This is a genomic window from Quisquiliibacterium transsilvanicum (assembly GCF_014202215.1).
Taxonomy (GTDB): domain Bacteria; phylum Pseudomonadota; class Gammaproteobacteria; order Burkholderiales; family Burkholderiaceae_E; genus Quisquiliibacterium; species Quisquiliibacterium transsilvanicum.
The window spans coordinates 433,695-458,663 of record NZ_JACHGB010000005.1 but is presented as its reverse complement, the minus strand read 5'-3'; the positions used below and the strand labels follow the sequence as shown (position 1 = coordinate 458,663).

The 24,969-nt window shown below is 70.9% G+C and carries 24 protein-coding genes; 12 read left to right on the top strand and 12 right to left on the bottom strand.

Annotated elements, in window-relative coordinates:
• Nucleotides 1–20: 20 nt before the first annotated feature.
• The 4 genes from HNQ70_RS14605 to HNQ70_RS14590 all read right to left on the bottom strand — a co-directional run bounded on the left by HNQ70_RS14605 (nt 21) and on the right by HNQ70_RS14590 (nt 5,911).
• Nucleotides 21–1,607 (bottom strand): fatty acid--CoA ligase, encoded by a 1,587-nt coding sequence (locus HNQ70_RS14605; RefSeq protein ID WP_183968917.1) that lies wholly within the window; start codon nt 1,605–1,607, stop codon nt 21–23.
• Between the two features lie 279 nt (nt 1,608–1,886).
• Entirely contained in the window at nt 1,887–2,822 is a 936-nt protein-coding gene (locus HNQ70_RS14600) for a glutathione S-transferase family protein (RefSeq protein ID WP_183968915.1), read from the bottom strand.
• Nucleotides 2,823–2,832: 10 nt separating this feature from the next.
• Nucleotides 2,833–4,497, bottom strand: coding sequence for an energy-dependent translational throttle protein EttA (gene ettA, locus HNQ70_RS14595; protein ID WP_183968913.1), 1,665 nt, complete (start codon nt 4,495–4,497; stop codon nt 2,833–2,835).
• Between the two features lie 151 nt (nt 4,498–4,648).
• A complete protein-coding gene (locus HNQ70_RS14590; RefSeq protein ID WP_183968910.1) occupies nt 4,649–5,911 on the bottom strand; it encodes a Bug family tripartite tricarboxylate transporter substrate binding protein in 1,263 nt (420 codons plus the stop codon).
• Nucleotides 5,912–6,195: 284 nt separating this feature from the next.
• On the opposite strand from HNQ70_RS14590, the gene HNQ70_RS14585 reads away from it, so the two are divergent.
• The 12 genes from HNQ70_RS14585 (at nt 6,196) to HNQ70_RS14530 (ending at nt 18,949) form a co-directional block, all read left to right on the top strand.
• Nucleotides 6,196–7,236 (top strand): ATP-binding cassette domain-containing protein, encoded by a 1,041-nt coding sequence (locus HNQ70_RS14585; RefSeq protein ID WP_183968908.1) that lies wholly within the window; start codon nt 6,196–6,198, stop codon nt 7,234–7,236.
• Entirely contained in the window at nt 7,229–7,906 is a 678-nt protein-coding gene (locus HNQ70_RS14580; protein ID WP_183968906.1) for a methionine ABC transporter permease, read from the top strand. Before HNQ70_RS14585 ends, HNQ70_RS14580 begins: the two co-directional genes overlap by 8 nt.
• 72 nt (nt 7,907–7,978) lie before the next feature.
• A complete protein-coding gene (locus tag HNQ70_RS14575) occupies nt 7,979–8,776 on the top strand; it encodes a MetQ/NlpA family ABC transporter substrate-binding protein (RefSeq protein ID WP_183968904.1) in 798 nt (265 codons plus the stop codon).
• Nucleotides 8,777–8,859: 83 nt separating this feature from the next.
• Complete coding sequence (locus HNQ70_RS14570; RefSeq protein WP_183968902.1) at nt 8,860–9,714, top strand: enoyl-CoA hydratase; 855 nt, start codon at nt 8,860–8,862, stop codon at nt 9,712–9,714.
• A 70-nt stretch (nt 9,715–9,784) separates the two neighbouring features.
• Nucleotides 9,785–11,347 carry a class I adenylate-forming enzyme family protein gene (locus HNQ70_RS14565; RefSeq protein ID WP_183968900.1) on the top strand — a complete coding sequence of 521 codons (1,563 nt, stop codon included), beginning with the start codon at nt 9,785–9,787 and terminating at the stop codon, nt 11,345–11,347.
• 88 nt (nt 11,348–11,435) lie between these two features.
• Nucleotides 11,436–12,824, top strand: coding sequence for a GTPase (locus tag HNQ70_RS14560; RefSeq protein WP_183968898.1), 1,389 nt, complete (start codon nt 11,436–11,438; stop codon nt 12,822–12,824).
• A gap of 131 nt (nt 12,825–12,955) precedes the next feature.
• Nucleotides 12,956–15,379: a Lon protease family protein gene (locus HNQ70_RS14555; RefSeq protein WP_183968896.1), complete on the top strand. Its 2,424-nt coding sequence runs from the start codon at nt 12,956–12,958 to the stop codon at nt 15,377–15,379.
• Nucleotides 15,360–15,911, top strand: coding sequence for a universal stress protein (locus tag HNQ70_RS14550; protein WP_183968894.1), 552 nt, complete (start codon nt 15,360–15,362; stop codon nt 15,909–15,911). The genes HNQ70_RS14555 and HNQ70_RS14550 overlap by 20 nt, the downstream gene beginning before the upstream one ends.
• Nucleotides 15,912–15,926: 15 nt before the next feature.
• Nucleotides 15,927–16,394, top strand: coding sequence for a YbaN family protein (locus tag HNQ70_RS14545; RefSeq protein WP_183968892.1), 468 nt, complete (start codon nt 15,927–15,929; stop codon nt 16,392–16,394).
• On the top strand, nt 16,391–17,584 hold the full coding sequence (locus tag HNQ70_RS14540; protein WP_183968890.1) for a RuBisCO large subunit C-terminal-like domain-containing protein: 1,194 nt from the start codon (nt 16,391–16,393) through the stop codon (nt 17,582–17,584). The genes HNQ70_RS14545 and HNQ70_RS14540 overlap by 4 nt, the downstream gene beginning before the upstream one ends.
• A gap of 21 nt (nt 17,585–17,605) precedes the next feature.
• Nucleotides 17,606–18,109, top strand: coding sequence for a cupin domain-containing protein (locus tag HNQ70_RS14535; RefSeq protein WP_281381637.1), 504 nt, complete (start codon nt 17,606–17,608; stop codon nt 18,107–18,109).
• 48 nt (nt 18,110–18,157) lie between these two features.
• On the top strand, nt 18,158–18,949 hold the full coding sequence (locus HNQ70_RS14530; RefSeq protein ID WP_183968887.1) for an enoyl-CoA hydratase/isomerase family protein: 792 nt from the start codon (nt 18,158–18,160) through the stop codon (nt 18,947–18,949).
• 3 nt (nt 18,950–18,952) lie between these two features.
• Here the strand turns inward: HNQ70_RS14530 and HNQ70_RS14525 are convergent, their stop codons facing one another.
• The 8 genes from HNQ70_RS14525 to ptsP all read right to left on the bottom strand — a co-directional run bounded on the left by HNQ70_RS14525 (nt 18,953) and on the right by ptsP (nt 24,956).
• The gene (locus HNQ70_RS14525) at nt 18,953–19,438 is read right to left on the bottom strand and encodes a DUF3429 domain-containing protein (protein WP_183968885.1); all 486 of its coding nucleotides are present in this window, start codon (nt 19,436–19,438) and stop codon (nt 18,953–18,955) included.
• Nucleotides 19,439–19,456: 18 nt separating this feature from the next.
• Complete coding sequence (gene metW / locus HNQ70_RS14520) at nt 19,457–20,065, bottom strand: methionine biosynthesis protein MetW (RefSeq protein WP_183968883.1); 609 nt, start codon at nt 20,063–20,065, stop codon at nt 19,457–19,459.
• Nucleotides 20,062–21,219, bottom strand: coding sequence for a homoserine O-succinyltransferase MetX (metX, locus tag HNQ70_RS14515; protein WP_343060796.1), 1,158 nt, complete (start codon nt 21,217–21,219; stop codon nt 20,062–20,064). Before metX ends, metW begins: the two co-directional genes overlap by 4 nt.
• 214 nt (nt 21,220–21,433) lie before the next feature.
• Nucleotides 21,434–22,129, bottom strand: coding sequence for a succinate dehydrogenase iron-sulfur subunit (locus tag HNQ70_RS14510; protein WP_183968881.1), 696 nt, complete (start codon nt 22,127–22,129; stop codon nt 21,434–21,436).
• A 27-nt stretch (nt 22,130–22,156) separates the two neighbouring features.
• Nucleotides 22,157–22,507, bottom strand: a complete 351-nt coding sequence (gene sdhD, locus HNQ70_RS14505) for a succinate dehydrogenase, hydrophobic membrane anchor protein (RefSeq protein ID WP_183968880.1) — start codon at nt 22,505–22,507, stop codon at nt 22,157–22,159.
• Entirely contained in the window at nt 22,504–22,884 is a 381-nt protein-coding gene (gene sdhC, locus HNQ70_RS14500; protein ID WP_183968878.1) for a succinate dehydrogenase, cytochrome b556 subunit, read from the bottom strand. Before sdhC ends, sdhD begins: the two co-directional genes overlap by 4 nt.
• The gene (locus HNQ70_RS20665; RefSeq protein ID WP_183968876.1) at nt 22,881–23,093 is read right to left on the bottom strand and encodes a DUF3330 domain-containing protein; all 213 of its coding nucleotides are present in this window, start codon (nt 23,091–23,093) and stop codon (nt 22,881–22,883) included. The genes sdhC and HNQ70_RS20665 overlap by 4 nt, the downstream gene beginning before the upstream one ends.
• Nucleotides 23,094–23,225: 132 nt before the next feature.
• Entirely contained in the window at nt 23,226–24,956 is a 1,731-nt protein-coding gene (ptsP, locus tag HNQ70_RS14490) for a phosphoenolpyruvate--protein phosphotransferase (RefSeq protein WP_183968874.1), read from the bottom strand.
• Nucleotides 24,957–24,969: the final 13 nt, after the last annotated feature.

Here is a 24,969-nt window from a genome sequence, read left to right as displayed (position 1 = left end):
CGGCACCCCGCCCGACCCCCTCAGTTCACCCGCCGATCCCTACCCGCCCAGAACGGCTCGCGCAGCGTGCGGCGCAGGATCTTGCCGGACGCATTGCGCGGCAGCGCCTCGATGAACTCCACCGACTTGGGCGTCTTGAAGGCGGCGATGCGCTCGCGCGCCCAGGCGATGATCTGGTCCTCGGTCGCCTCCTGGCCCGGCTTGAGCGCCACGATCGCCTTGACCTCCTCGCCCCACTTGTCCGACGGGATGCCGATCACCGCCACTTCGGCCACCGCGGGGTGCCCGTAGATCGCGTTCTCCACCTCGGCCGGGTAGACGTTCTCGGCGCCGGTGATGATCATGTCCTTCATCCGGTCGTGGACGTACAGGTAGCCGTCCGCGTCCATGTAGCCGGCATCGCCAGACTTGAACCAGCCGCCGCCGGGCATCGCGCCCGCGGTGGCGTCGGGCAGGTTCCAGTAGCCCTTCATCACCGACGGGCCCCGGATCGCGATCTCGCCGATCTCGCCGGTGGGCACCGGCTTGCCCTCGGCGTCCAGGATGGCGATCTCGCAGCCCGGCAGCGCCTTGCCGGCGGCGCGCATGCGCGGCGAGCCGTTCGGGTCGTGGTCCTCCGGCGGCAGCGCCACCACGGTGCCGGTGGTTTCGGTGAGGCCGTACATCTGCACGAAACCGCACTTGAAGACGTCCATGCACTCGCGCAGCAGCGCCAGCGGGATGGGGCTTGCGCCGTAGGAGATGACGCGCAGGCGGCTGTAGTCGATCTCGCGGGCGCGCGGCTGGCGCACGATGAACTGCAGCGCGGCCGGCACCATGAAGAACTTGTTGACGCCCTCGCTCTGGATCATCTCCAGCACCTGCAGCGGATCGAACTCGCGGGTGACGATCGCCTTGATGCCGAAGTACAGCGCGCCGATGCCGGAGCCGGTGCCGCCGATGTGGCCGTTGGGCAGGCAGACCAGGCCGATGTCGTCCGGGAAGGTGTGCATCCAGTCGACCGGCGTCTCGTCCTGGCAGCGGCGCATCTCGATGACGTTCGAGTGCGTCAGCATCGCGCCCTTGGGCCGGCCGGTGGTGCCTGAGGTGTAGAGCTGCAGCATCACGTCGTCGGCGGCGACCTCCCGCTGCGGGTCGGTGTCCGGCTGCGCGTCGCGCCAGGCGACGAAATCGCTCAGATCGGGCGCGCCGCCTTCCATCGTGATGATCGCCTCGAGCTCCGGCGCGTCCTTGGCCACCGCGCGTCCGAGCTCGATGAACTCGGGGCCCACGAACAGCAGCTTCGACTTCGAGTCCTGGACGATATAGGCAATCTCGGGGACTGCCAGGCGCCAGACCGCGGGCACCAGCACCACGCCGGCCTTGTAGCAGCCGAACAGCAGCGCGAAGTAGTGATCGGTGTTCTTGCCGACGTGGGCGACGCGGTCGCCCTGCTGCAGGCCGGCGGCGATCAGCGCATTGGCGATGCGGCTGGTCTGGCGGTCGAATTCGGCATGCGTGGTCAGGCGGCCTTCGAAGGAGAGGGCGACCTGGTCGCCCTTCTCGCGGGCATGCACGCGGGGCGCGTCGGCCAGGGTCTTGAACTTGTCGTGATAGCGCAGATGCATCGGATGTCTCCTCTTGCGACCGGCGCCGGCTTGACGCACGGACCGGCCCGACGGGTCGCACACGCGCTGTTGCGTGGCGGCCCGCCTGTGTTTTCGAAAGCCGTCGGGATCATAGCGGCGCCAAGCAGGGGTCGGCCTGCGCAGGGGTCCGCATCCGGGAGGGCAGGCGTTCCGATTACCCGGCGGGAGCCCGCCGAGGCGCGGCTGGCCGCCCGCATGACCTCGCGAGCGGAACGCCGCAGGAATGCGGCGCCCGCGCAGCAACCGCCGCGCCTGCGATCAGGCTTTGCGGATCCGGAATCCGATCCGGGGAAAGTGCACCACCACCTCGCCCACGCGCGCGTCGCTGCGGCGCACAGAGACGGCATCGGGCTCTGCATTGGCCAGCGTGCCGAACACCGGGTCGACGCCGTAGTCGACCGCGCTGACGCTCACCGCGTCGCCCACCGCCACGCCGTCCACCTCGCGCAGGCTGCGGCCGGGCAGCATGCCGGGGGCCGCGTCGCGCGCGACATCGAGCGCCTCGGCCGCGGACATCGGCATCGACTTGCCGTGGCCGAAGGCCTCGACGCGCCCCATCCAGCCGCGCAGATGCGGGTAGGGCTCGAAGATCGAAGCCACCGCGCCGGCGCGGCGGATGAACCACAAGGGGTGGTAGCAGGAGAAGTCGGAGATCCGGGCGGCGTCGCCCGTGAGGAAGCGGCGACCGTCGGCAAGCTGGCCCTCGAGGCGCGCGAGCGTCACCAGCAGCACGCCCTGGGCCTCGGCCAGCGGCATCCGCAGCCCGCTGCCGCCCTCGCGCATCTTCTTGCGGTCTTCCCCGAAGGCCGCCATCTGCTCGGGCGTCATTCCGGCGAACATCGTCTTGAGCCCCTCGGGCTGCATCGCGTACGCCACCGCCGCCGAGAACAGCTGCTGGTCCGCGAAGTTCGCCAGCGCGAAGTCCGACAGCGCCGAGTGGTCCGAGGTCACCGGCGGCGCCGGATGCAGGCGTTCGATCACGCGCGCGATCAGCGCGGTGTCGCAGTAGACGTCGGCGCCCACCTGCAGCACCGGCGTGCGCCGGTAGCCGCCGGTCAGCGGCATCAGTTCCGGCTTGGGCATCACCACCGGGATCTCCACCGATCGCCAGGAAAGCGACTTGGCGCCCAACAGCAGGCGGATCTTCTCGGCGAAGGGGGAGGCGGGGTAGTGGTGAAGGATCAGCTCGGGCATCGGGGTCACCTCACTTCAACGGCTTGTAGCGCAGGCGCCTGGGCTTGGCACCCTCCTCGCCCAGCCGCCGCTTCTTGTCGGCCTCGTACTCCTGGTAGTTGCCGTCGAAGAAGGTCCACTGCGAGTCGCCTTCGGCGGCCAGGATGTGCGTGGCGATGCGGTCCAGGAACCAGCGGTCGTGCGAGATCACCAGCACGCTGCCGGCGAACTCCAGCAGCGCGTCCTCGAGCGCGCGCAGGGTCTCGACGTCGAGGTCGTTCGACGGCTCGTCGAGCAGCAGCACGTTGCCGCCGGCGATCAGCGTCTCGGCCAGGTGCAGGCGGCCGCGCTCGCCGCCGGACAGGTTGCCCACCTTCTTCTGCTGGTCGGCGCCCTTGAAGTTGAAGCGGCCGACGTAGGCGCGCGAGGACATCTCGAAGCGGCCCACGGTGAGGATGTCGTTGCCGCCCGAAACCGCCTCCCAGACGGTCTTGTCGTTCTGCAGGCTGTCGCGCGACTGGTCGACGTGCGCGATGTGCGCCGTCGGGCCGATGACGACTTCGCCTGCGTCGGGCTTCTCCTTGCCGGTGATCATCCGGAAGATGGTCGACTTGCCCGCGCCGTTGGGGCCGATGATGCCGACGATGGCGCCCGCCGGCACCTTGAAGCTGAGGTCGTCGATCAGCAGGCGCTCGCCGTAGGCCTTGCGCACGTTGCGGAACTCGATCACTTCGTTGCCCAGGCGCTCGGCCACCGGGATGAAGATTTCCTGGGTCTCGTTGCGCTTCTGGTAGTCGTGCGAGCTCAGTTCCTCGAAGCGCGCCAGGCGGGCCTTGCTCTTGGCCTGCCGCCCCTTGGGGTTCTGGCGCACCCACTCCAGCTCCTTCTTGATCGTCTTCTGGCGGGCGGACTCGGTGGCCTCCTCCTGCTTGAGGCGATCTTCCTTCTGCTCGAGCCAGGAGCTGTAGTTGCCCTTCCAGGGGATGCCGGAACCGCGGTCGAGCTCCAGGATCCACTCGGCGGCGTTGTCCAGGAAGTAGCGATCGTGGGTGACCGCCACCACGGTGCCGGGGAACTTCTGCAGGAACTGCTCCAGCCAGTCGACGCTCTCGGCGTCGAGGTGGTTGGTGGGCTCGTCCAGCAGCAGCATGTCGGGCTTGGACAGCAGCAGCCGGCACAGCGCCACGCGGCGCTTCTCGCCGCCGGACAGCGGACCGATCTTCGCGTCCCAGGGCGGCAGGCGCAGCGCGTCGGCGGCCACCTCGAGCTGGTGCTCGACGTTGTCGCCAGCGCCCGTGGCAATGATCGCCTCGTACTTCGCCTGCTCGGCGGCGAGCTGGTCGAAGTCGGCATCCGGCTCGGCGTAGGCGGCGTAGATCTCCTCGAGCTTCTTCTGCGCCTCCATCACCTCGCCCATGCCCTCCTCGACCGCCTCGCGCACGGTCTGCTCCGGATCGAGGCGCGGCTCCTGCGGCAGGAAGCCGACGCGGATTCCCGGCATCGGGATGGCTTCGCCTTCAATGTCCTTGTCCTCGCCGGCCATGATGCGCAGCAGGCTGGACTTGCCCGAGCCGTTCAGGCCGAGCACCCCGATCTTGGCGCCGGGGAAGAAGGACAGCGAGATGTCCTTGAGAATGGTGCGCTTCGGCGGGACGACCTTGCCGACGCGATTCATGGTGTAGACGTATTGGGCCATTGAGGAGGGAAGAGGGAAGGGAGAAGGGGGAAGGGTTGGGGGCTCCTTCGGGAGGTGAGAGCTTAACGGATGGCGGGGCGCGCCCGCAGCGCGAAACGCCAGGGGCCGTGCGGGCGCGCGCGCGGCGATCCGATCCGGGGCGGGCTTGCGTTCAGTCCAGCGTCACGCCGGCCGCCTGCACGATGCGGCCCCAGCGGGCATGGTCGTCGCGGATCGTCCGGGCGAAGGCCTCGGGCGTCGAAGCGGCGGTGTCGAGGCCCTGCCCGGCCAGGCGATCGCGCACCTCGGGCAGGAGCGCGATCCGGCCGAGCTCGTCGCTCAGGCGCCGGACGATCTCCTTCGGGGTCGCGGCCGGCACGACCAGTCCGAACCAGGAGCTCACCTCGAACCCGGCGAGTCCGGCCTCGGCGGCGGTCGGCACATCGGGCAGCAGCGGCGAGCGCTGCGGCGCCGTGATCGCAAGCGCCTTGAGACGCCCGCCTTTCACCTGCGGCGCAAGGACGGTCAGCGTGTCGAAGGCGACGTCCACCTCGCCGCCGATCAGCGCGACGATCGCCGGCGCGCTGCCCTTGTAGGCGACGTGGATCAGGTCGGTGCCGGTCTGGCTCTGGAACAGTTCTCCGCTCAGGTGGCACAGCGTGCCGATGCCGCACGACGAGTAGGTGAGCCGCCCGGGCGCGCGCTTCGCCGCCGACACCAGATCCTTGACGCTTGCGGTCGGCGCGCTCGCGCCCGCGCCGATCACGTAGGGCACGGTGGCCAGCAGCGCCACCGGAGCGAAGTCGCGCAGCGGGTCGTAGGGAATCGAGCGGTTCAGGTGCGGCAGGATCGCGAGCTGGCCGGTCGGGGCAAGCGACAGCGTGTATCCGTCGGGGGCCGCGCGCGCGGCGGCCTCGGCGGCGATCGCGGTGCCCGCTCCGGGCTTGTTCTCGACGACGATCCGCTGCTTGAGCGCCTCGGCGAGGCGGTCCGCGAACACCCGGCCGACGGCGTCGGCTGCGCCGCCCGGCGGGAACGGCACGACGATCACGTAGGGCACGGTGGCCAGCAGCGCCACCGGAGCGAAGTCGCGCAGCGGGTCGTAGGGAATCGAGCGGTTCAGGTGCGGCAGGATCGCGAGCTGGCCGGTCGGGGCAAGCGACAGCGTGTATCCGTCGGGGGCCGCGCGCGCGGCGGCCTCGGCGGCGATCGCGGTGCCCGCTCCGGGCTTGTTCTCGACGACGATCCGCTGCTTGAGCGCCTCGGCGAGGCGGTCCGCGAACACCCGGCCGACGGCGTCGGCTGCGCCGCCCGGCGGGAACGGCACGATCAGCTTCAGCGGCCGGTTCGGCCAGGGGTCGGCCGGGGCAGCGCCGGCAGCGCAGTGCAGGCCGAGGCCCGTGAACAGCGAGGCGAGGAGGAGGGAGAAGCGCATGTCGGGGTCCTGGGACGTGAATTCGCCGCCCGGGTCCTGGCCCGGGCGATCGGGAGTCGCAACGCGACCGATCGGAGGCTGACTCTAGGGACCGCTCGACCCGCGGAAAACGAAGGCTTTCGCATGTCCTCATGCGGAGCGTTCTTATGACTTTTCGTTATGTGAAAGTGAAAAGACCATCGTTCCAGCAACGATGCGACTGCCGTATGCTGCGCGTCTCATTTCCAGCCGCAGGTCGGCGGAGACGGCCGCCGCGCGGCCGCCCGACGGCCGCGGAACGCATCGTGATCCGCCTCGAAGACATCCACCAGACCTACCAGGGTTCGCAAGGCCCCGTGCACGCGCTGCGCGGCGTCGACCTCCACATCCGGCCCGGCGAGATCTTCGGCATCATCGGCCGCAGCGGCGCGGGCAAGAGCTCGCTGGTGCGCACCGTCAACCTGCTGAACCGGCCGTCCCAGGGGACGGTCACGGTCGCCGGCCGCTCGCTCACCGCGCTCGACTCGGCTGGGCTGCGCGCGGCGCGCCGCGAGATCGGCATGATCTTCCAGCACTTCAACCTGCTCTCCTCGCGCAGCGTGTTCGACAACGTGGCGCTGCCGCTGGAGCTGGCAGGGCTGTCGCGCGGCGAGATCCGCGAGCGCGTCGCGCCGCTGCTCGAGCTGGTGGGCCTGGGCACGCTCGCCGACCGCTATCCGTCGCAGATCAGCGGCGGCCAGAAGCAGCGCGTGGGCATCGCCCGCGCGCTGGCCAGCCGGCCGAAGGTGCTGCTGTCCGACGAGGCCACCTCCGCGCTCGACCCGGAGACCACGCGCGCGATCCTCGCGCTGCTGCAGCAGATCAACCGCGATCTCGGCCTCACCATCGTGCTGATCACGCACCAGATGCAGGTGATCAAGCAGGTCGCCGGCCGGCTCGCAGTGATGGAGGCCGGGCGCATCGTCGAGCAGGGCGACACGCTGCAGGTGTTCAGCGATCCGCAGCACGAAGTCACCCGCAGCCTGCTCGACGAGATCGTTCCGCAGGAGCTTCCGGTCAACGTGGTCGAGCGCGTGCGCACGCTGCTGGGGTCCGCCGGCCACGCGCCGGCCAGCCTGCTGCGGCTGACCTTCTCGGGGCCCGAGTCCGACCGGCCGCTGCTGTCGGACGTGGCGCGCCGCTTCGGGCTCGACCTGAACATCGTGCATGGCCAGATCGACGAGGTGCAGGGGCATCCCTTCGGCAATCTCGCGGTGGTGGCGACCGGCGCGCGCGCCGACCTCGATTCGGCCGTCGCGCTGCTGGCGGGCGCCGGCGTGCGGGTACAGGAGGTGGTCCATGCTTGAGCGGCTCTCCGAAATGTTCCCGCCGGCGCTGATCGACCTGTTCGTCACGTCGTTCTGGGAGACGCTGATCATGGTCGGCATTGCCGGCGCGGTGTCGGCACTGATCGGAATCCCGCTCGGCGTGCTGCTGCGGCTCACCGACCGCGGCGGCGTGCTCGAGAACCTGGCCTTCAACCGGAGCGCCGGCCTGGTGGTGAACGCGGTGCGCTCCACGCCCTTCATCATCCTGCTGGTGGCGATCATTCCGTTCACGCGCTTCATCACCGGCTCGTCGATCGGCACCGCGGCAGCGGTGGTGCCTCTGACGATCGCGGCCGCGCCCTTCATCGCGCGCCTGGTCGAGACCTCGCTGCGCGAAGTCGACGGCGGGCTGGTCGAGGCGGCGCAGGCGATGGGCGCCACCACCTCGCAGATCGTGTTCAAGGTGTTGCTGCCCGAGGCCGTGCCAGGCATCGTCGCCGGGCTGACGATCACGCTGGTGAGCCTGACCGGCTACTCGGCGATGGCCGGCGCGATCGGCGGCGGCGGCCTGGGCGACCTCGGCATCCGCTACGGCTACCAGCGCTTCCTGCCCGAGGTGATGCTGGCCGTGGTGCTGGTGCTGATCGTGTTCGTGCAGGCCGTGCAGAGCCTGGGCGACTGGCTGGTGCGCAGGCTCAGCCACAAGTGATTCCGGCGGGGGCCTCCTCGCGCTCCCGCCGCCTCCCCTCGTTGCCTCCCCTCTTTTCACAGGAAGACCGACATGCTCAAACGCAAGCTCCTCAAGTCCACCGTGGCGATCGCCCTTGGCGCCGCCTTCGCGCTGCCCGCGCTGGCCCAGGACAAGCCGTACAAGATCGGCGTCACTGCGGGCCCGCATGCGCAGATCATGGAGCAGGTCAAGAGGGTGGCCGAGAAGGACGGCGTGAAGATCCAGATCGTGGAGTTCAGCGACTACGTGCAGCCAAACGCCGCGCTGGCCGCCGGCGACCTCGACGCCAACAGCTACCAGCACAAGCCCTACCTCGACCAGCAGGTGAAGGACCGCGGCTACAAGCTCACGTCGGTCGCATTCACCGTCAACTTCCCGATCGGCCTCTACTCGAAGAAGGTCAAGAGCCTGGACGAGCTCAAGGAAGGCGCGCGCTTCGGCATCCCGAACGACCCCACCAACGGCGGCCGCGTGCTGCTGGTGCTGCAGGAAAAGGGCCTGATCAAGCTGCGCCCCGAGGCCGGCCTGAAGGCGACGCCGCTGGACGTGATCAGCAACCCGAAGAAACTGCGCTTCGTCGAGCTCGACGCCGCCCAGCTCGCGCGCGCGCTCGACGACCTCGACGCGGCGGCGATCAACACCAACTACGCGCTGTCGGCCGGCCTGCAGCCGGGCAAGGACTCGATCGCGCAGGAGGGCGCCAAGAGTCCCTACGTGAACATCCTGGTGGTGCGCGAGCAGGACAAGGACAAGCCCTGGGTGGCGAAGCTGGTGGCCGCGTATCACTCCGATGCGGTCAGGCAGTTCGTGAAGACCGAGTTCAAGGGCGCCGTGCTCACCAGCTGGTAACCTCGATACGAACCGAGCGCCCGCGTGCAGCCGGCAACGCCGCGCGCGGCCGCTCTCCTTGCCACGCCCCGGGAGGATCCACGATGAGCACCGCCAGCCCCGTCCTGAGCAACGCCAGCCCCGTCCTGAGCACCGCCAGCCCCGTCCTGAGCAACGCCAGCCCCGTCCTGAGCCGCCGTGACCGCGGCGCCGTCGCCTACGTGACGCTCGAGCGGCCGACCGCCGGCAACAGCCTGTCCGGCGAGCTGATCCGCGCGCTGCAGGCCGAATTCGACCGCCTGATGCAGGACCGCAGCAAGCGCGTGGTGGTGCTGTGCGGCAGCGGCAGCCGAATCTTCTGCGCCGGCCACGACCTCGCCGAGTTCCAGCAGCACGATGACCCGGCCTTCCACGAAGGGCTGTCGCGCGAGTGCAGCACGATGATGCAGACGATCCGCCGGCTGCCGCAGATCGTGATCGCGCGCGTCGACGGCATCGCCACCGCCGCCGGCTGCCAGCTGGTGGCGGCGGCCGACCTCGCGCTGGCCAGCGACCGCTCGCGCTTCGCCACACCGGGCGTCAACATCGGCTTCTGGTGCTGGACGCCGATGGTGCCCATTTCCCGCAGCATCGCACCCAAGCACGCGCTGCGCATGCTCGCCACCGGCGAGATGCTGAGCGCGCAGTCCGCCGTCGCCATCGGCCTGGTCAACGAGATCCACACGGCCGACACGCTCGACGCCGAGATCGACCGCCTCGCCGACCTGATCGCGTCGAAGTCCGGCCACTCGCTGGCCAGCGGCAAGGCAGGCTTCTGGACGCAGCTCGAAATGACCGAGCCGCAAGCCTACGACTATGTCTGCGACCAGGTGCGCGAGAACATCGCCCACCCGGACGCCAAGGAGGGCATCCAGGCCTTCCTCGAAAAGCGCCCCCCGGTCTGGTCGAACCCGGCATAGCCGGGACGGGCACGGGGCGCCGCGCGGCGCCCCTCGCTTCCCCCTTCCCCCTTCCCCCTTCCCTCCCCGAATGTCCCTCTCCCGCCTCTTCGACAACGCCGCCGCCCGCTTCGCCGACCGCATCGCGCTCGACGACGGCCAGCGCCAGCTCAGCTATCGCGCGCTCGCCGGGCGCACCAACCGCTTCGGGCAGGCGCTGCTCGGCCTGGGGCTCGCGCCGCAGCGCGACCACCTCGTCTCGCTGCAGAACAACGCGAGCACGCTGGTCGAGTTCGAGATCGCGAGCGCGCGCTTCGGCTTCGCGCGCTCGATGCTGAACGCTCGCGCGCCGGCCGAGGACCACGCGTACTGCACCCAGCTGGTGGATGCCGCGGTGTTCGTGTTCCAGGAGAAGTTCGCCGAGCAGGTCGAGCTGCTACGCGCGCAGCTGCCCACGGTCCGCCACTGGATCTGCATCGGCCGCGCGCCCGGCTGGGCGCTGTCCTACGAGGACCTGCTGGCCCGCGCGCAGGACCGCGCGCCGGCGGCGCATCCGCTGCCCACGGACGTGCACTCGATCTACTTCACCTCCGGCACCACCGGCCGCTCCAAGGGCGTGGTGCTGACCCAGCGCAACTGGACGCAGGTGGTGACCAACTTCATGATCGACGCGCTGCCCCGCATCGCCCGCGACGACGTGGCGCTGCTGTGCGCCCCGATATCGCACGCGACCGGCGGGCTGGTCTACCCGCACCTCGCGCGCGGCGCGCGCCTGCGCATCCTCGACCACTTCGATCCGGTCGAGGTCGCACGGCTGCTGCTCGACGGCGGCGTCACCTCGTCGTTCATGGCCCCGACCATGATCCAGCTGCTGCTGCAGGGCGACCTCGGCCTCGCCGCCGAGAAGCTGCGGCTCAAGGGCCTGGTCTATGGCGGCGCGTCGTTCCCGGTGGACCGGCTCGAGGATGCGCTGGCCGCCCTCGGTCCGGTGCTGGTGCAGGGCTACGGCCAGTGGGAGGCGCCGATCCTGTTCACCACGCTGCAGCCCGAGGAGCACCTGGCGGGGCTGGCCGGCGACGGGCGCATCCTGCACTCTGCAGGCCGCGCGGTGAGCTTCGCCCAGGTGGGCATCATGGACGACGACGGCCGCTTGCTCGCCCCGGGCGAGACCGGCGAGATCGTCACCGCCGGCGAGCACGTGATGCGCGAGTACCACCGCAACCCGGAAGCCACCGCCGAGATCCGCCACGGCCAGTGGCAGCGCACCGGTGACGTCGGCGAAATGGACGAGCAGGGCTTCGTCTACATCACCGACCGCAAGAAGGACATGATCATCACCGGCGGCAACAACGTCTACCCGCGCCAGGTGGAGGAAGTGCTCTACCGGCACGAGGGCGTGCTCGAGGCCTGCGTGGTGGGTCTCCAGAGCGAGCTGTGGGGCGAGACCATCCACGCGGTGGTGGTGCCGCGGCCGGGCTTCGAACTCGACGCGGCTTCCATCCTCGGCTGGGCGCACGAGCGCCTGCCCACCGACCGCCGTCCGCGCTCGGTGGACGTGTTGGAGGCGCTGCCGAAGAACCACTATGGCAAGATCCTGCGCCGCGAGATCCGCGACGAGGCGCGCGCGCGGCATCCGGCGCAGCGCGCGGACTGACGCCAGCATCCAGGGCGGCATCGGGTCATCGCCGCGCAGGCGAGGACAACGCTCGGGAGTCCGGTCGCACGCTGCTTACAATGGCCGAATGACCAGCGAACGAGACATCCCGACGGGCGCCGCCGCCCGCGAACCGGCACGCAGCCGCGTGCCCACCCTGATCCTCGGCGCCGCCGGCCGCGACTTCCACGACTTCAACATGCTGTTCCGCGACGACCCGGCCACCGAGGTGGTGGCCTTCACCGCGACGCAGATCCCGGACATCGCCGGCCGGCACTACCCCGCCTCGCTGGCCGGGTCGCTGTACCCGGACGGCATCCCGATCGAGCCCGAGGAGGCGCTGGAGCGTCTCGTCACCGAGCACGACGTGCGCCGCGTGCTGTTCTCCTACAGCGACCTGAGCCATGCGCAGGTGATGGCGCTGGCCTCGCGCTGCCTGGCGCTGGGCGCGGAGTTCGTGCTGCCGGGGCCGGCGCGCACGCAGCTGCGCTCGCGGCTGCCGGTGATCTCGGTGTGCGCGGTGCGCACCGGCTGCGGCAAGTCGGCGCTGGCGCGCTGGATTGGCACGCAGCTGCAGGCCCGGGGGCTGCGCGCGGGAATCCTGCGCCACCCGATGCCCTATGGCGACCTGGAGCGCCAGCGCGTGCAGCGCTTCGCGTCGCAGGAAGACCTGGATGTCGCGCGCTGCACCGTCGAGGAACGCGAGGAGTACGAGCCGCACCTGGAGGCGGGCCACGTGATCCACGCAGGCGTGGACTACGCGCAGGTGCTGGCGCAGGCCGAGCGCGAGTCGGACCTCATCCTCTGGGACGGCGGCAACAACGACTTCTCCTTCGTCGCGCCGGACCTGTCCATCGTGCTGGTGGACGCCTGGCGCCCGGAGCAGGCCAGCGGCTGGCATCCGGGCGAGGCGGTGCTGCGCAGCGCGGACCTGGTGGTGATCAGCAAGGTGGACTCGGCGCCCCCGGAGTCGGTGGCGCAGGCGGTGGCTAACGTGCGCGCGCTGAACCCGCACGCGCCCATCGTGCTGGGGCGCTCGGAGCCGAGGCTCGACGATTCCGCGCAAGTGCGCGGCAAGCGGGTGCTGGTGGTGGAGGACGGCCCGACGCTGACGCACGGCGGAATGAGCGTCGGCGCGGGTGCGATCGCGGCGCGCGCGGCGGGCGCCGCCGAACTGGTGGACCCGCGGCCCTGGGCGCCGCCAGCGCTGCGCGAGGCGCTGGCGTGCTACCCGCACCTGGGACCGGTGCTGCCGGCGCTCGGCTACTCGGAGGTGTGGCTGCACGCGCTGGCCGCCACCATCGACGCGTCGCCGGCGGAGGTCGTCGTCGCTGGCACGCCGATCGACCTCGCGCGACTGCTGGCCACCGCCCGCCCGGTGGTCCGCGCGCGCTATGCGTTCTCGGAGAACACGCCCGGCGAGCTCTCGGCGCATCTCGACGCCTTCCTGCGCCGGACGCTGTCGCGCACGCCCTGACCTCTCCTCTCCGGACGCGCTCCCGCACGACGTAGAATCGGAGCGATACCAGCAACGCGAGAACGCTGCCGCGCGGTGCATCCGAGCCCTGCCGCAGCATCGTCCTCCTTCGCCACAGGAGACTCCTTCGGATGCCGATCACGCCGCTCACGGCAGCGCAGGTGCGCCGCGCCTGCGACCCCGCGCAATTCGCGTTCGAGACCACCGCCGAGCTCGCTCCCAGCCAGGAGATCCTCGGCCAGCAGCGCGCCAGCGAGGCGGTTGAGTTCGGCGTCGGCATCCGCCAGCCCGGCTACAACCTCTTCGTGGTGGGCACGCCCGGCCTGGGCCGGCGCACCCTGGTCGAGCGCCTGCTCGACGACGCGAAGGCCGCGCACGGCCGGCCCGGCGACTGGTGCTACGTGAACAACTTCGCCGAGCCGCAGCGCCCGCTCGCGCTGGGCCTGCCGGCCGGCCGCGGCGCGAAGCTGCGCGAGGACGTGGCGCAGTGGATCAAGGAGCTGCGCGAGGCCATTCCGGCGGCGTTCGACACCGACGAGTACCGCGACCGGCTCGGCCGCATCGACACCGAGTTCAACGAGCGCCAGCAGAAGGCCTTCGAGTCGCTCGGCGAACGGTCCTCCGCGGACGGCATTGCGCTGCTGCGCACGCCCACCGGCTTTTCGTTCGCGCCGCTGTCCGAGCGCGAGATCATGAACCCGGAGCAGTTCGGCAAGCTCAGCGCCGAGGAGCAGCATGCCATCGGCGAGAAGATGCGCCGCTACGAGGCCGAGCTCGAGACCGTCGCGCGCCAGCTGATGCTGTGGCGCCGCGAGCGGGCCGAGGAGATCCGCAAGCTCAACGAAGAAGTGGTGGAGTACGCGGTGGGCCGCAGCACCACCGAGCTGCGCAGCAGCTACGAAGACCTGCCCGAAGTGGCGGCCTACCTGGATGCCGCGCGTGCCGACGTCATCGCCCACGTCGACGACTTCCGCAAGCCTGCCGAGGGCACCGCCGAGGTCGACGGAATGGTGGTCAAGACCGAGATCGACTTCAGCCGCTACAAGGTCAACGCCATCGTCGCCAACGAGCCCGACGGCGCCGCCCCGGTGGTCTTCGAGGACCACCCCACCTACGGCAACCTGGTCGGGCGGGTGGAGCACCTGTCGCAGTTCGGCGCGCTGGTCACGAACTTCGGGCTGATCCGCAACGGCGCGCTGCACCGGGCCAACGGCGGCTTCCTGCTGATCGACGCCGAGAAGCTGCTGCAGCAGCCCTATGCCTGGGACGGCCTCAAGCGCGCGCTGCGCACCCGCGAGATCCGCATCGATTCGCTCGCGCAGTTCTACAGCCTGGTCTCCACGCTCTCGCTCGAGCCGCAGCCCATCCCGCTGGACGTGAAGGTGGTGCTGTTCGGCCCGCCCTACCTGTACGCGATGCTCGAGGCCTACGACCCCGATTTCGCTGCGCTCTTCAAGGTGGCCGCCGAGTTCTCGGAAGATGTCCCATGGACCGACGAAAGCGCCGCCACGCTGGCGCGGCTGGTGAGCTGCATCGTCAAGGCCGACGGGCTACGTCCCTTCACCGCGGCCGCGGTGGCGCTGGTGATCGAGGAGACCTCGCGGCTGGCTGGCGACGCCACCAAGCTCACCGCGCACGTGCGCTCGGTGGAGGAGATGCTGCAGGAATCGGACTACTGGGCCGGCAAGGGCGGGCGCGAGCGGGTCGAGGCGGAGCACGTCGAGCATGCGGTGCACTCCCGCGTGGAGCGCAGCGCGCTGACCCGCGACCGGCTGCGCGAGGCGGTGCTGCGCAACCTGATCATGATCGACACCGAGGGCGCGGTGGCCGGGCAGGTCAACGGCCTCGCGGTCTACTCGATCGGCAAGGCCAGCTTCGGCATGCCGCAGCGGATCACCGCGACCACGCGCAACGGCCGCGGTGAGGTGGTCGACATCCACCGCGAGATCGCGCTGTCGGGAGCCATCCATTCCAAGGGCGTGCTCACGCTGGCCTCCTTCCTGGCGATGCGCTTCGGACGCCGCCGCGGGCTGTCGCTGTCGGCCACGCTGTCCTTCGAGCAGACCTACGGCATGATCGATGGCGACAGCGCCTCGGTGGCCGAGCTCTGCGCGCTGATGTCCTCGCTGTCGGGCGTGCCGCTGCGCCAGGACTGCGCGATCACCGGCTCGATCAACCAGCACGGCCAGGTGCAGGCGATCGGCGGCATCAACGAGAAGGTCGAGGGCTTCTTCGATCTATGCAGGGAGCGCGGGCTCACCGGGCGGCAGACCGTGATCATGCCCGCGGCCAACCGCGAGCACCTGATGCTGCGCCGAGACGTGGTGGATGCGGTGCGCGAAGGCCGCTTCCATGTCGTGACCGTCACCCACGTCGACGAGGCGCTCGAGCTGCTGGCGGGGATGCCAGCGGGCGCCGAGGACGCGGGCGGGAACTTCCCGCGCGACAGCGTCAACGCCCACGCCGCAGCGCGACTCGCCCAGTTCGAGGCCGATGCGGTGCCCAAGGGCGCCAGCCAACGAGGAAACCAGGGCCATGGTCGAAGAACGCACTGAGCAGCATCCGCGGTCGCCGGGCGCGCCACGCCGCGTGCGGCTGGCGATCGACACGCTGACCCCGCAGACCCGGCGTGCGATCGACACCGCGGTGCGGCTCGCGCTGGAGGCCGGCGACTCGATCGACTGCGTGTTCGTCGAGGAGCTGGAGCTCTTTCGCGCCGCCGAGCTGCCGTTCACCCGCGAGCTTGGCGTGTTCTCGCGCGCGCCGCGCCGGTTCGACACCAGCGACCTGATCCATGCGCTCAGGCGCCAGGCGGCCGAGGCCCGGCAGGCGCTGGCCCAGGCGGCGACGCGCTCGCGCCTGCAATGGTCTTTCGAGGTGGTGCGCGGCGTGCTGCTGCGCGAGGCGCTGCAGCGCGCAGGCGAAGACGACCTGATCGTGATCGGCGTGGCGGGCTTCGACGTCGACGGCGCGATCGAGCGCGCGATCGAGCGCGAGGCCCTGGCGGCGCTGGCCGCCGAGCCCGGCTGGGCGCTGCGCCGGCGCAGCGCCACCCTGGTGGCGTACCCGCGCCGGCCCCAGGTCTGAGTCGACGTGGCCGCGATGGCAGCAGACCCGCGCGAGGCGCCGGACAAGGGACGGCCCGAGGTGCGCAAGCACCCGTCGATGACGGTACGGGTGCTGCTGCTGATCGCCGGCACCCTGTGCCTGGCGCTCGCCGTGCTCGGCGTGTTCACGCCGGTGCTGCCCACCACGCCCTTCGTGCTGCTGGCTGCCGCCTGCTATGCCCGCGCATCCACCCGCTTCCACCGGATGCTGCTGGACAACCGCGTCTTCGGGCCGATCGTCCGCGAGTGGGAGCGGCATCGCAGCATTCCACGCCGGGTCAAGGCGCTTGCCATAGGGATGATGGCGACCACGCTGTCGATCTCGGTGATCTTCTTCGTCGAGCCCGCCTGGCTCAAGGGCGCGCTGGTGGCGCTGGGTTTCGTGCTGGGCTTCTGGATGTACCGGATCCCGTCGCGCGACGCGGTGGCGGGTACTTCGGCCTCGCGCGGAGGGCCCGGATGAGCCTCGCCCGGCAGCACGGCCCTGCGCCGGTCGACCGCGTCGAGGCGGCCGGTCGAATCGACGCGGTCTACCGCGTGCGTTGCGCGCCTGCGGCGATCGAGGCGCGCGCGCTGGCGATCGCCGCCGAGCAGAGCGTCGAGATGCCGATCGGGGCGATCCAGGACGACTGGATCCGCGACGAGATCGTGGCCCGGGTGGAGGACATCGAGGCCGAACCCGAAGCAAAGGCCGCCGAGGCCGTCGGGGCCGCCGGGGCTGCGCAGCAGGCCTGGCGCGTCACGCTCTCGCTCGATGCGCGCACCGTCGGCACGGAGCCCGGGCAGCTGATGAACATGCTGTTCGGCAACAGCTCGCTGCAGCCGGACGTCGAGCTGATCGACGCCCGCCTGCCGGCCGCGCTGCTGGACACGCTGCCCGGCCCGGCCTTCGGCGTCGACGGCCTTCGCGCGCTGGTCGGCGCGCCGCGCCGCGCGCTGACCTGCACCGCGCTCAAGCCCCAGGGGCTGCCCCCGGAGCGCCTGGCCGCGCTGGCCGGCAGCTTCGCGCGCGCCGGCATCGACTTCATCAAGGACGACCACGGCATCGCAGACCAGGCCTACGCGCCCTTCGCGCAGCGGGTGGCGCAGGTGCAGCGCGCAGTGACCCGCGCCAACGCCGAGACCGGCGGGCGCAGCGTCTACGCGCCCAGCCTGTCCGGCGGCGCGCGCAGCCTTGCGCAGCAACTGCGCATCGCCCGCGACGAGGGGGTGCGCTGCGTGCTGGCCTGCCCGCTGCTGATCGGCGTGGCCACTTTCGCCGAGCTGGTGCGCGAGCGCGGCGACCTGGCCATCCTGGCCCATCCAGCGCTCGCCGGCGCCGCACGCATCGCGCCGGCGCTGCTGCTCGGGCGCCTGGTGCGCCTGTTCGGCGCGGACGCCACCATCTTCCCCAACTTCGGCGGCCGCTTCAGCTACGGCGTCGACACCTGCCGCGCGATCGCGGATGCGGCGCGCGGCCCGCTTGGCCGGCACCGCGCCACGATGCCGGTGCCGGCCGGCGGCATGAGCGTGGCCCGCGTCGAGGAGATGCTCGACGAGTTCGGCGCGGACGTGATGCTGCTGATCGGCGGCAACCTGCTCGAGGCGGGCGCGGCGATGCCGGCGCGGGCGCGCGAGTTCGTCGAGCGCGTGCAGCGCGCGTCGGCCCGCTGAGCCGGACAGGAACGAGGACCCATGGACGACTACCGCAGCACCGATCCCGCAGGCGCGCCGCAGGGCGCCCCGCAGCACCCGATGCTGCGCCGCGCGCTGCCCGGCTTCCGCTGGGAAGCCGTGGACCTGCTGCGCTACAAGGACGAAGGCAGCGCGCCCTTCAGGGACGTCACCCGGCAGGTGCTGTTCGCCGACGCCGCCGGCGGAGCGGAGTGGCGCTACTTCGAAGTGGCCCCGGGCGGCTGGTCGACGCTGGAGCGGCACGAGCACACCCACGCGGTGATGATCCTGCGCGGCCGCGGCCGCTGCCTGCTCGGCGAGAGGGTGCGTGAGGTGGCCGAGCATGACCTGGTCGAGGTGCCGCCGATGACCTGGCACCAGTTCCGCGCTGCGCCCGACGCGCCGCTCGGCTTCCTTTGCCTGGTCAGCACCGTCCGCGATCGCCCGCAGCTGCCGCAGCCCGAGGATCTCGCCGCGCTGCGCGCTGTGCCGCAGGTGGCAGCCTTCCTCGACGGCGAGGCCTGAACAAGCCGTGCAGAAATCGAACGCTCCCGATCACCGGAACTCCAACGCATGACCCGACGCTTCGACCAGACCACTGCAACTCCCATCGCCGGCCATGACGGCGCCCCGCTGCTGCAGCGCGCCGACGGCTTCGCCCGCATCACGCTGAACCGCCCCGCCGAGCACAACCGGCTCGACCCGGCCGACGTGGACGCGCTGCTCGAGGTGTTCGCGCAGATGCGCGAGGCGCCGCCGCGCGCGCTGGTGATCGCCGGGCGCGGCGAGCGCACCTTCAGCTCGGGCTACACGCTGCATGCCATCGTCGACGAGCTCGACAGCCGCTTCGAGCGCATGCTGGACGCGCTGGAGACCCTGCCCTGCACCACCATCGCCGCGCTCGGCGGCAGCGTCTATGGCGGCGCCACCGACCTGGCACTGTGCTGCGACCTGCGGATCGGCGTGCCCGGCATCCGGATGTTCATGCCGGCCGCGCGCTTCGGGCTGCACTACTACCCGGGCGGGCTGCGGCGCTACGTGGCCAGGCTGGGCCTGTCCGCCGCCAGCAGGCTGATGCTGACCGCGATGACCATCGAGGCCGACGAGATGCTGCGCATCGGCTTCCTGGGCGAGCTGGTCGCCCGCGACCTGCTGGAGGAGCGGGTCGAAGCCTGCCTGGATGCGATTGCCCTGACCGAGCCGAAGGTGGTCGCGCAGATGAAGGCCCACCTGCTGGCGCTGGCGCGGCGGCGCGCCGACGAGCCAGAGGCGATCGAGCTCGAGGCGTCGATGGCCCGCGCCAGCGCCGCGAGCCTGCGCTCGCCGGAGCTGCAGGCGCGGCTCGAGGAACGGCTGCGGAAGTAGCGCTCAGCCCAGGGCCAGCCGCGTGGCCATCGCCAGCCAGGTGGCGCCCATGCACAGCGCCGCACCGGCAGTGAGCACGGTGCGCAGCATCAGGAACCAGCGCGGCACCGCGGCGCCCGCATAAAGCGCCAGGTCGGCGCCCCAGGCGACCAGCAGCGCGAAGAACAGGCCGGGCACCGCGACCCCCGGCGGATACATGCCGATCACCCACGCGAAGATCGCCGGGATCACGCTCCAGACGAGGCGCACGCCGTCACGGGAAGTGAAGGGCAGCGGCGAGGCCAGCGCGACGCCCCAGTGCAGCGCGCCCAGGAAGGAGAGGATGGCGGCGGCGTAGTGCGCCTGCGAGCGCAGCAGCCCGACCGCCTCGACACCCGGGGCCACCCAGGCGAACAGTGCGTGTCCGAAGAAGGGCAGCAGACCCGCCAGGCCAAGCACCCAGGCAAGCTGCCTGAAGGCGCTGCTGGCGGCGGGGGTTTCGTTGCTCATGTCGGCGGTCCTCGGGCTTCAGGCGCGCCTGAAGCGGTAGATGGCCTGCGTGGAGCGCTGGCTGGCCAGCCAGCGTACCGGCCGGCCGTCGGCCAGGAAGACCTTGCCGGTGATGCGCAGGCCGAGCTTGCCGAGCAGGTCCTCGAAGTCGAGCGCGGTGGCCAGGTGCAGGTTGGGCGTGTCGTACCAGTGGTAGGGCATCTCGCGCGAGACCGGCATGCGCCCGCGCAGGATGGACCAGGCGTGATACCAGTGGCCGAAATTGGGGAACGAGACGATGGCCTCGCGGCCCAGCGAGCTCATCTCGCGCAGCACGTGCTCGGTGCGGTGCGTGGCCTGGATCGCCATCGACAGCACCACCACGTCGAACTGGGTGGCGGCGAACATGTCGAGGCCCGCCTCGATGTCGCGCTGGATGACGTTGACGCCGCGCTGCACGCAGCGCAGCACCGCCGCGTCGTCGATCTCCACGCCGTAGCCGCGGCAGCGCTTGCGCGCCTGCAGGTGCGCCATCAGCGCGCCGTCGCCGCAGCCCAGGTCGAGCACCCGCGCGCCGTCCGGGATCCAGTCGGCGACCCACGCGAGGTCCGGGCGCAGCGCCGCGGGGGCTTCGGGCAGCACGCTCATCGGCGGCCTCCCAGGTCCAGCTGGCGGGCGATCCGGTCGTAGTAGGCGCGCACCAGCGAGTGGTACTGCGGGTCGGTCAGCAGGAAGGCATCGTGCCCGTGCGGCGCCTCGACCTCGGCATAGCTGACGTCACGCCCGTTCTGCAGCAGCGCAGCGACGATCTCGCGGCTGCGCTGCGGCGAGAAGCGCCAGTCGGTGCTGAACGAAGCGACGAAGAACTCCGCGCTGGCCGGCGCCAGCGCGGCAGCGAGGTCGCCGCCGTGGGCGAGCGCGGGGTCGAAGTAGTCGAGCGCGCGCGTGATCAGCAGGTAGGTATTGGCGTCGAAGTAGTCCGAGAACTTCTCGCCCTGGTAGCGCAGGTAGGACTCGATCTCGAACTCGACGTCGAAGGAGAAGCCGTAGTCGGCGTGCTTGAGCGCACGGCCGAAGCGCTCGGCCATCGCGTCGTCCGACAGGTAGGTGATGTGGCCGATCATGCGTGCCACCTGCAGCCCGCGGCGCGGCACCACGCCGTGGTCGTAGAAGCGCCCGCCGTGGAACTCGGGGTCGGTGATGATCGCGCGCCGCGCCACCTCGTTGAAGGCGATGTTCTGCGCCGACAGCTTGGGCGTCGACGCGATCACCAGGCAGTGCGCCACCCGCTGCGGATACAGGCAGGACCAGGCCATCGCCTGCATGCCGCCGAGGCTGCCGCCCATCACCGCCGCGAAGCGCTCGATGCCGAGCCCGTCGGCCAGCCGAGCCTGGGCGTGCACCCAGTCCTCGACGGTGACCACCGGGAAGTCGGGGCCGTAGCGCCGGCCGGTGGCGGGATTGATCGACATCGGCCCGGTCGAGCCGAAGCAGCTGCCGAGGTTGTTGACGCCGATGACGAAGAAGCGGTCGGTGTCCAGCGGCTTGCCGGGACCGACCATGTTGTCCCACCAGCCCACGTCCTTCGGGTCGTCGGCGCGCACGCCGGCGACATGGTGCGAGGCGTTGAGCGCATGGCACACCAGCACCGCGTTGGAGCGGTCGGCGTTCAGCTCGCCGTAGGTTTCGTAGACGAGCTCGTAGCCGGCGAGTTCCGCGCCGCTGCTCAGACGCAGGGGCGCCTCGAAACGCATGCGCTGCGTCTCGACCACCCCGACCGACTGCTGGGCAGACTGCGACACTTCCGACCGGACCCCGAAAAAGAAAAACCCGACCAGCCTGCTGCGGCTGTGTCGGGCATCACGGAGCAGGCGCTCCCGCCGCTTTAGCCGTACTTGTTACGCGCCCGCAAGCTGGGACTCAAATCGGCGCGGAGGCAAACCTTACTCAGGCGGGCAACGGGTGTCAAATCGAAAGGACCGCGCCGCCGGGGCATCGCGGTCAACACTGGCTCGACTAGAAGCTGCGCTGGAGCAACTTCCAGCGCAGCTTCTCGATCGCTCGCGAGGGCTCCAGCCCCTTCGGGCAGACCTCGGTGCAGTTCATGATGGTGCGGCAGCGGTAGAGCTTGAAGGGCCCTTCGAGGAAATCGAGGCGCGCGTCGCTGTCCTGGTCCCGGCTGTCGGCGACGAAGCGATACGCCTGCAGCAGTCCCGCGGGGCCGATGAACTTGTCGGGGTTCCACCAGTACGACGGGCAGGCAGTCGAGCAGCAGGCGCACAGGATGCATTCGTAGAGACCGTCGAGATCGGCGCGCTGCTCCGGGGTCTGCAGGCGCTCGCGCTCGGGCATCGGCCGCTCGTCGATCACCCAGGGGCGGATCGACGCGTAGTGCGCGAAGAACTGGGCCAGGTCGACGATCAGGTCGCGGATCACCGGCTGCCCGGGCAGCGGCCGCAGCACCACCGGCTCCTGGAGATCCTTCAGCGCGGTCACGCAGGCCAGCCGGTTGCGACCGTTGATGTTCATGCCGTCGGAGCCGCACACGCCTTCGCGGCAGGACCTGCGGAACGACAGCGTCTCGTCGCTCTCGTGGATCCGCATCAGCGCATCGAGCACCATGTGGTCGCCGGGACGCAGCTTGACCTCGTAGTCCTGCATGCGCGGGCTGCCGCCAGCCTCCGGATCGTAGCGGTAGATGGAAAAGCGCATCTGTGGGTTCTCCTCGCGATGCCGGCCTCAGCCGCCCACCCGGAGCAGCGCCGCGGCCAGCCGCAGCACCGTCAGGCCCAGGACGACTGCGATCGCCGCGAGCACCACCGGCCGGGCCATCGCCGGGCGGACATAGTCGAGCACCACGTCGCGCGCGCCCACCCAGGCGTGCGCCGCGAGCGCCGCCACCGCGAGCAGCGCGCCGCTGGCCATCCACGGACTGCGCCACAGCGCCACCCAGCGCGCATGGTCGTCGACCGGATCGGCGAGCAGCCGCAATGCCAGCACCAGCATGAAGCCGAGCAGGTAGAGCGCCGAGGCGCGCTGCAGCGTCCAGGCGCGCAGCCCGGTCATCAGTCGATCGGCGCCGGCGCTCATCGTGGCCACCAGGCGAAAAGCGCCGCGACTGCAGCAACGAGACCTGCGGCGGCGAGGCAGAAGGCGGCGCTGCGGCGGGCAGCCGGCAGCCGTGCGCCGACTCCAGAGTCCATCAGCAGGTGCCGGACGCCGGCGAGGACGTGATGCGCGAGCGCCCACGCGAGAAGCACAAGGGCGAAGCGTCCCGGCCAGGAGCCGAGCGCCGCGCGGGACGACTCGAAGGCCGCGGCGCTGGCCAGCGAGCGCTCGAACCAGAGCGCCGCGGGAGGCAGTGCCAGCACCAGCAGGATGCCCGACACCCGGTGCAGCAGCGAGGCAATCGCACCGATCGGCAGCCCGATCCGGCGCAGGTCGAGGAACACCGGCCGCGGCGTCATGCCGACTCCCCGGAGCCCGCGGCCCCAGAGAGGCCTGAACACCAGTCGGACAGGCAACTCTCGCCGCAGAAGTGCCGGAGATAGTCGGCGCCCTCGAAAGTCAGGGCGCTGCTTGCCGGAATTCCGCCGCCGCAGTTCCCGCAGCGCAGCGGCGTGTCGAGATCGATCGGCGCGGAGCCCGCTCCGCGTTCCAGCCTGCAATCGCTCATGGCAGGCCTCCGGTAGTCTGTGGATGCTCCGACTATGACGCGTGCGGGACGCGAGCTGCCGTACGACCATGCCCGCGCCCGGGTCATGGCGCTTCATGGCGGGGCCGGTACGCGCGCCCCGCAGCAAGCCGGTCAGCCCGCCCCCGGCTCCTCGCGCAGCCGCGCCAGCGCCGCGCGCACCCGCACCGGGTCGTCGCTGTTGAGCATGCGGCCCACCTTGATCGCAAGCTGCGAGACATCCGACAGCAGCACCTGCTGCTTGACCCGCAGCAGGCTGGCCGGGTGCATCGAGAAGGTGTCCAGCCCCATGCCCAGCAGCAGCCGGGTGGCTGTGTGGTCGCCGGCCATCTCGCCGCACACCGACACCGGCTTGCCCGCGCGACGGCCCGCGCGGATCGCCATCGAGATCAGGCGCAGCACCGCGGGATGGAAGGGGTCGTAGAGCGAGGCCACCGTGTGGTCGGCACGGTCGATCGCCAGCGTGTACTGGATCAGGTCGTTGGTGCCGATCGAGAGGAAGTCCAGGCGCCGCACGAACAGCCCTGCCGACAGCGCCGCGGCGGGCACCTCGATCATGCCGCCGACCGCCATGCGCTCGTCGAAGGCCTGGCCGCGCCCGCGAAGATGCGCGCGTGCGATGTCGAGCAGGCGCAGCGTCTGCTCGATCTCGTGGTGGTGCGCCAGCATCGGGATCAGCAGCCGGACGGTTCCGTGCGCGGAGGCGCGCAGGATGGCGCGCAACTGCACCGAGAACATCTCGGGCTCGGCCAGGCAGTAGCGGATTGCGCGCTGGCCCAGCGCCGGGTTCAGGGAAACCTGCCCTTCCGCCCCGTCCAGCGTCTTGTCGGCGCCGACGTCCAGGGTGCGGATCGTGACCGGCGCGCCGCGCATGCCCAGCACCGCGGTCCGGTAGGCCTCGTACTGCTCGTCCTCGCCGGGAAGATCGCGGCGCCCCATGAACAGGAACTCGGAGCGGAACAGCCCGACTCCCGCGGCGCCCGCAGCCAGGGCCGCCTCGGCCTCCTCGGGCAGCTCGATGTTCGCGTGCAAGGTGACCCCCACCCCGTCGAGCGTGCGCGCCGGCACGTGCAGCAGACGCTTGAGGCGCTCGCGCTCGAGCAGCGAGGCTGCCTGGCGATGCCGGTACTCGGCGAGCACCGTCTCGTCGGGCGCGACGATCATCAGCCCGGTCTCGCCGTCCAGGATCAGCCACTCATTGTCCGAAATGAGCTGGCTCGCGCAGCCCAGGCCCACCACGGCCGGGACGTTCATGCTGCGCGCGAGGATTGCGGTGTGCGAGGTGGTGCCGCCGAGGTCGATCGCAAACCCCAGCGCGCTGCGCAGCGAGATCATCTCGCCCGGCGCGATGTCGTGCGCGACGAAGATCGCGGGATCGCCGGCGCTCAGAGGCCGCGATCCCGCGCCGGTGCCGGACAGCGACTTCAGCACCCGGTCCGCCACCTGCTGCACGTCGCGGCCGCGCTCGCGCAGGTAGGCATCATCCAGCTCCTCGAACTGGCGCGCCAGCCCGTCGGCCTGCGAGGCCAGCGCCCATTCGGCATTCCAGCGCAGCGTGCGGATCTGCTCGCGGGCCGCCTCGGCGAGCATCGGGTCGTCGAGGATCATCGCGTGCACCTCGAGCAGCGCGCGCGCCTCGGCCGGCACGTCGTCGGGCAGCTGCTCGGAGAGCGTGTCGAGCTCGGTCTTGACATCAAGCAGCGCCGCGTCGAGCCTGGCGATCTCGCCCTCGCGCGCGTGCGGCGGGACCAGGTAGCGCGCAACGTCGAAACGCTGCGACTCGAGCACGCGGGCCCGGCCGATGACGATGCCGCCGCCGATCGCCGTGCCGTGGATGCTGAACATCGCCGCGCCCCGC

Coding starts and splice junctions, on each gene's coding strand:
- HNQ70_RS14575 (WP_183968904.1), top strand. CDS start 7,979: ATGCTCAAACGCAAGCTCCTCAAGTCCACCGTGGCGATCGCCCTTGGC.
- HNQ70_RS14580 (WP_183968906.1), top strand. CDS start 7,229: ATGCTTGAGCGGCTCTCCGAAATGTTCCCGCCGGCGCTGATCGACCTG.
- HNQ70_RS14525 (WP_183968885.1), bottom strand. CDS start 19,438: ATGAGCAACGAAACCCCCGCCGCCAGCAGCGCCTTCAGGCAGCTTGCC.
- HNQ70_RS14550 (WP_183968894.1), top strand. CDS start 15,360: ATGGTCGAAGAACGCACTGAGCAGCATCCGCGGTCGCCGGGCGCGCCA.
- HNQ70_RS14530 (WP_183968887.1), top strand. CDS start 18,158: ATGACCCGACGCTTCGACCAGACCACTGCAACTCCCATCGCCGGCCAT.
- HNQ70_RS14540 (WP_183968890.1), top strand. CDS start 16,391: ATGAGCCTCGCCCGGCAGCACGGCCCTGCGCCGGTCGACCGCGTCGAG.
- sdhC (WP_183968878.1), bottom strand. CDS start 22,884: ATGACGCCGCGGCCGGTGTTCCTCGACCTGCGCCGGATCGGGCTGCCG.
- HNQ70_RS14560 (WP_183968898.1), top strand. CDS start 11,436: ATGACCAGCGAACGAGACATCCCGACGGGCGCCGCCGCCCGCGAACCG.
- HNQ70_RS20665 (WP_183968876.1), bottom strand. CDS start 23,093: ATGAGCGATTGCAGGCTGGAACGCGGAGCGGGCTCCGCGCCGATCGAT.
- metW (WP_183968883.1), bottom strand. CDS start 20,065: ATGAGCGTGCTGCCCGAAGCCCCCGCGGCGCTGCGCCCGGACCTCGCG.
- HNQ70_RS14555 (WP_183968896.1), top strand. CDS start 12,956: ATGCCGATCACGCCGCTCACGGCAGCGCAGGTGCGCCGCGCCTGCGAC.
- sdhD (WP_183968880.1), bottom strand. CDS start 22,507: ATGAGCGCCGGCGCCGATCGACTGATGACCGGGCTGCGCGCCTGGACG.
- HNQ70_RS14605 (WP_183968917.1), bottom strand. CDS start 1,607: ATGCATCTGCGCTATCACGACAAGTTCAAGACCCTGGCCGACGCGCCC.
- HNQ70_RS14535 (WP_281381637.1), top strand. CDS start 17,606: ATGGACGACTACCGCAGCACCGATCCCGCAGGCGCGCCGCAGGGCGCC.
- HNQ70_RS14510 (WP_183968881.1), bottom strand. CDS start 22,129: ATGCGCTTTTCCATCTACCGCTACGATCCGGAGGCTGGCGGCAGCCCG.
- ettA (WP_183968913.1), bottom strand. CDS start 4,497: ATGGCCCAATACGTCTACACCATGAATCGCGTCGGCAAGGTCGTCCCG.
- HNQ70_RS14600 (WP_183968915.1), bottom strand. CDS start 2,822: ATGCCCGAGCTGATCCTTCACCACTACCCCGCCTCCCCCTTCGCCGAG.
- HNQ70_RS14570 (WP_183968902.1), top strand. CDS start 8,860: ATGAGCACCGCCAGCCCCGTCCTGAGCAACGCCAGCCCCGTCCTGAGC.
- HNQ70_RS14545 (WP_183968892.1), top strand. CDS start 15,927: ATGGCAGCAGACCCGCGCGAGGCGCCGGACAAGGGACGGCCCGAGGTG.
- ptsP (WP_183968874.1), bottom strand. CDS start 24,956: ATGTTCAGCATCCACGGCACGGCGATCGGCGGCGGCATCGTCATCGGC.
- HNQ70_RS14565 (WP_183968900.1), top strand. CDS start 9,785: ATGTCCCTCTCCCGCCTCTTCGACAACGCCGCCGCCCGCTTCGCCGAC.
- HNQ70_RS14590 (WP_183968910.1), bottom strand. CDS start 5,911: ATGCGCTTCTCCCTCCTCCTCGCCTCGCTGTTCACGGGCCTCGGCCTG.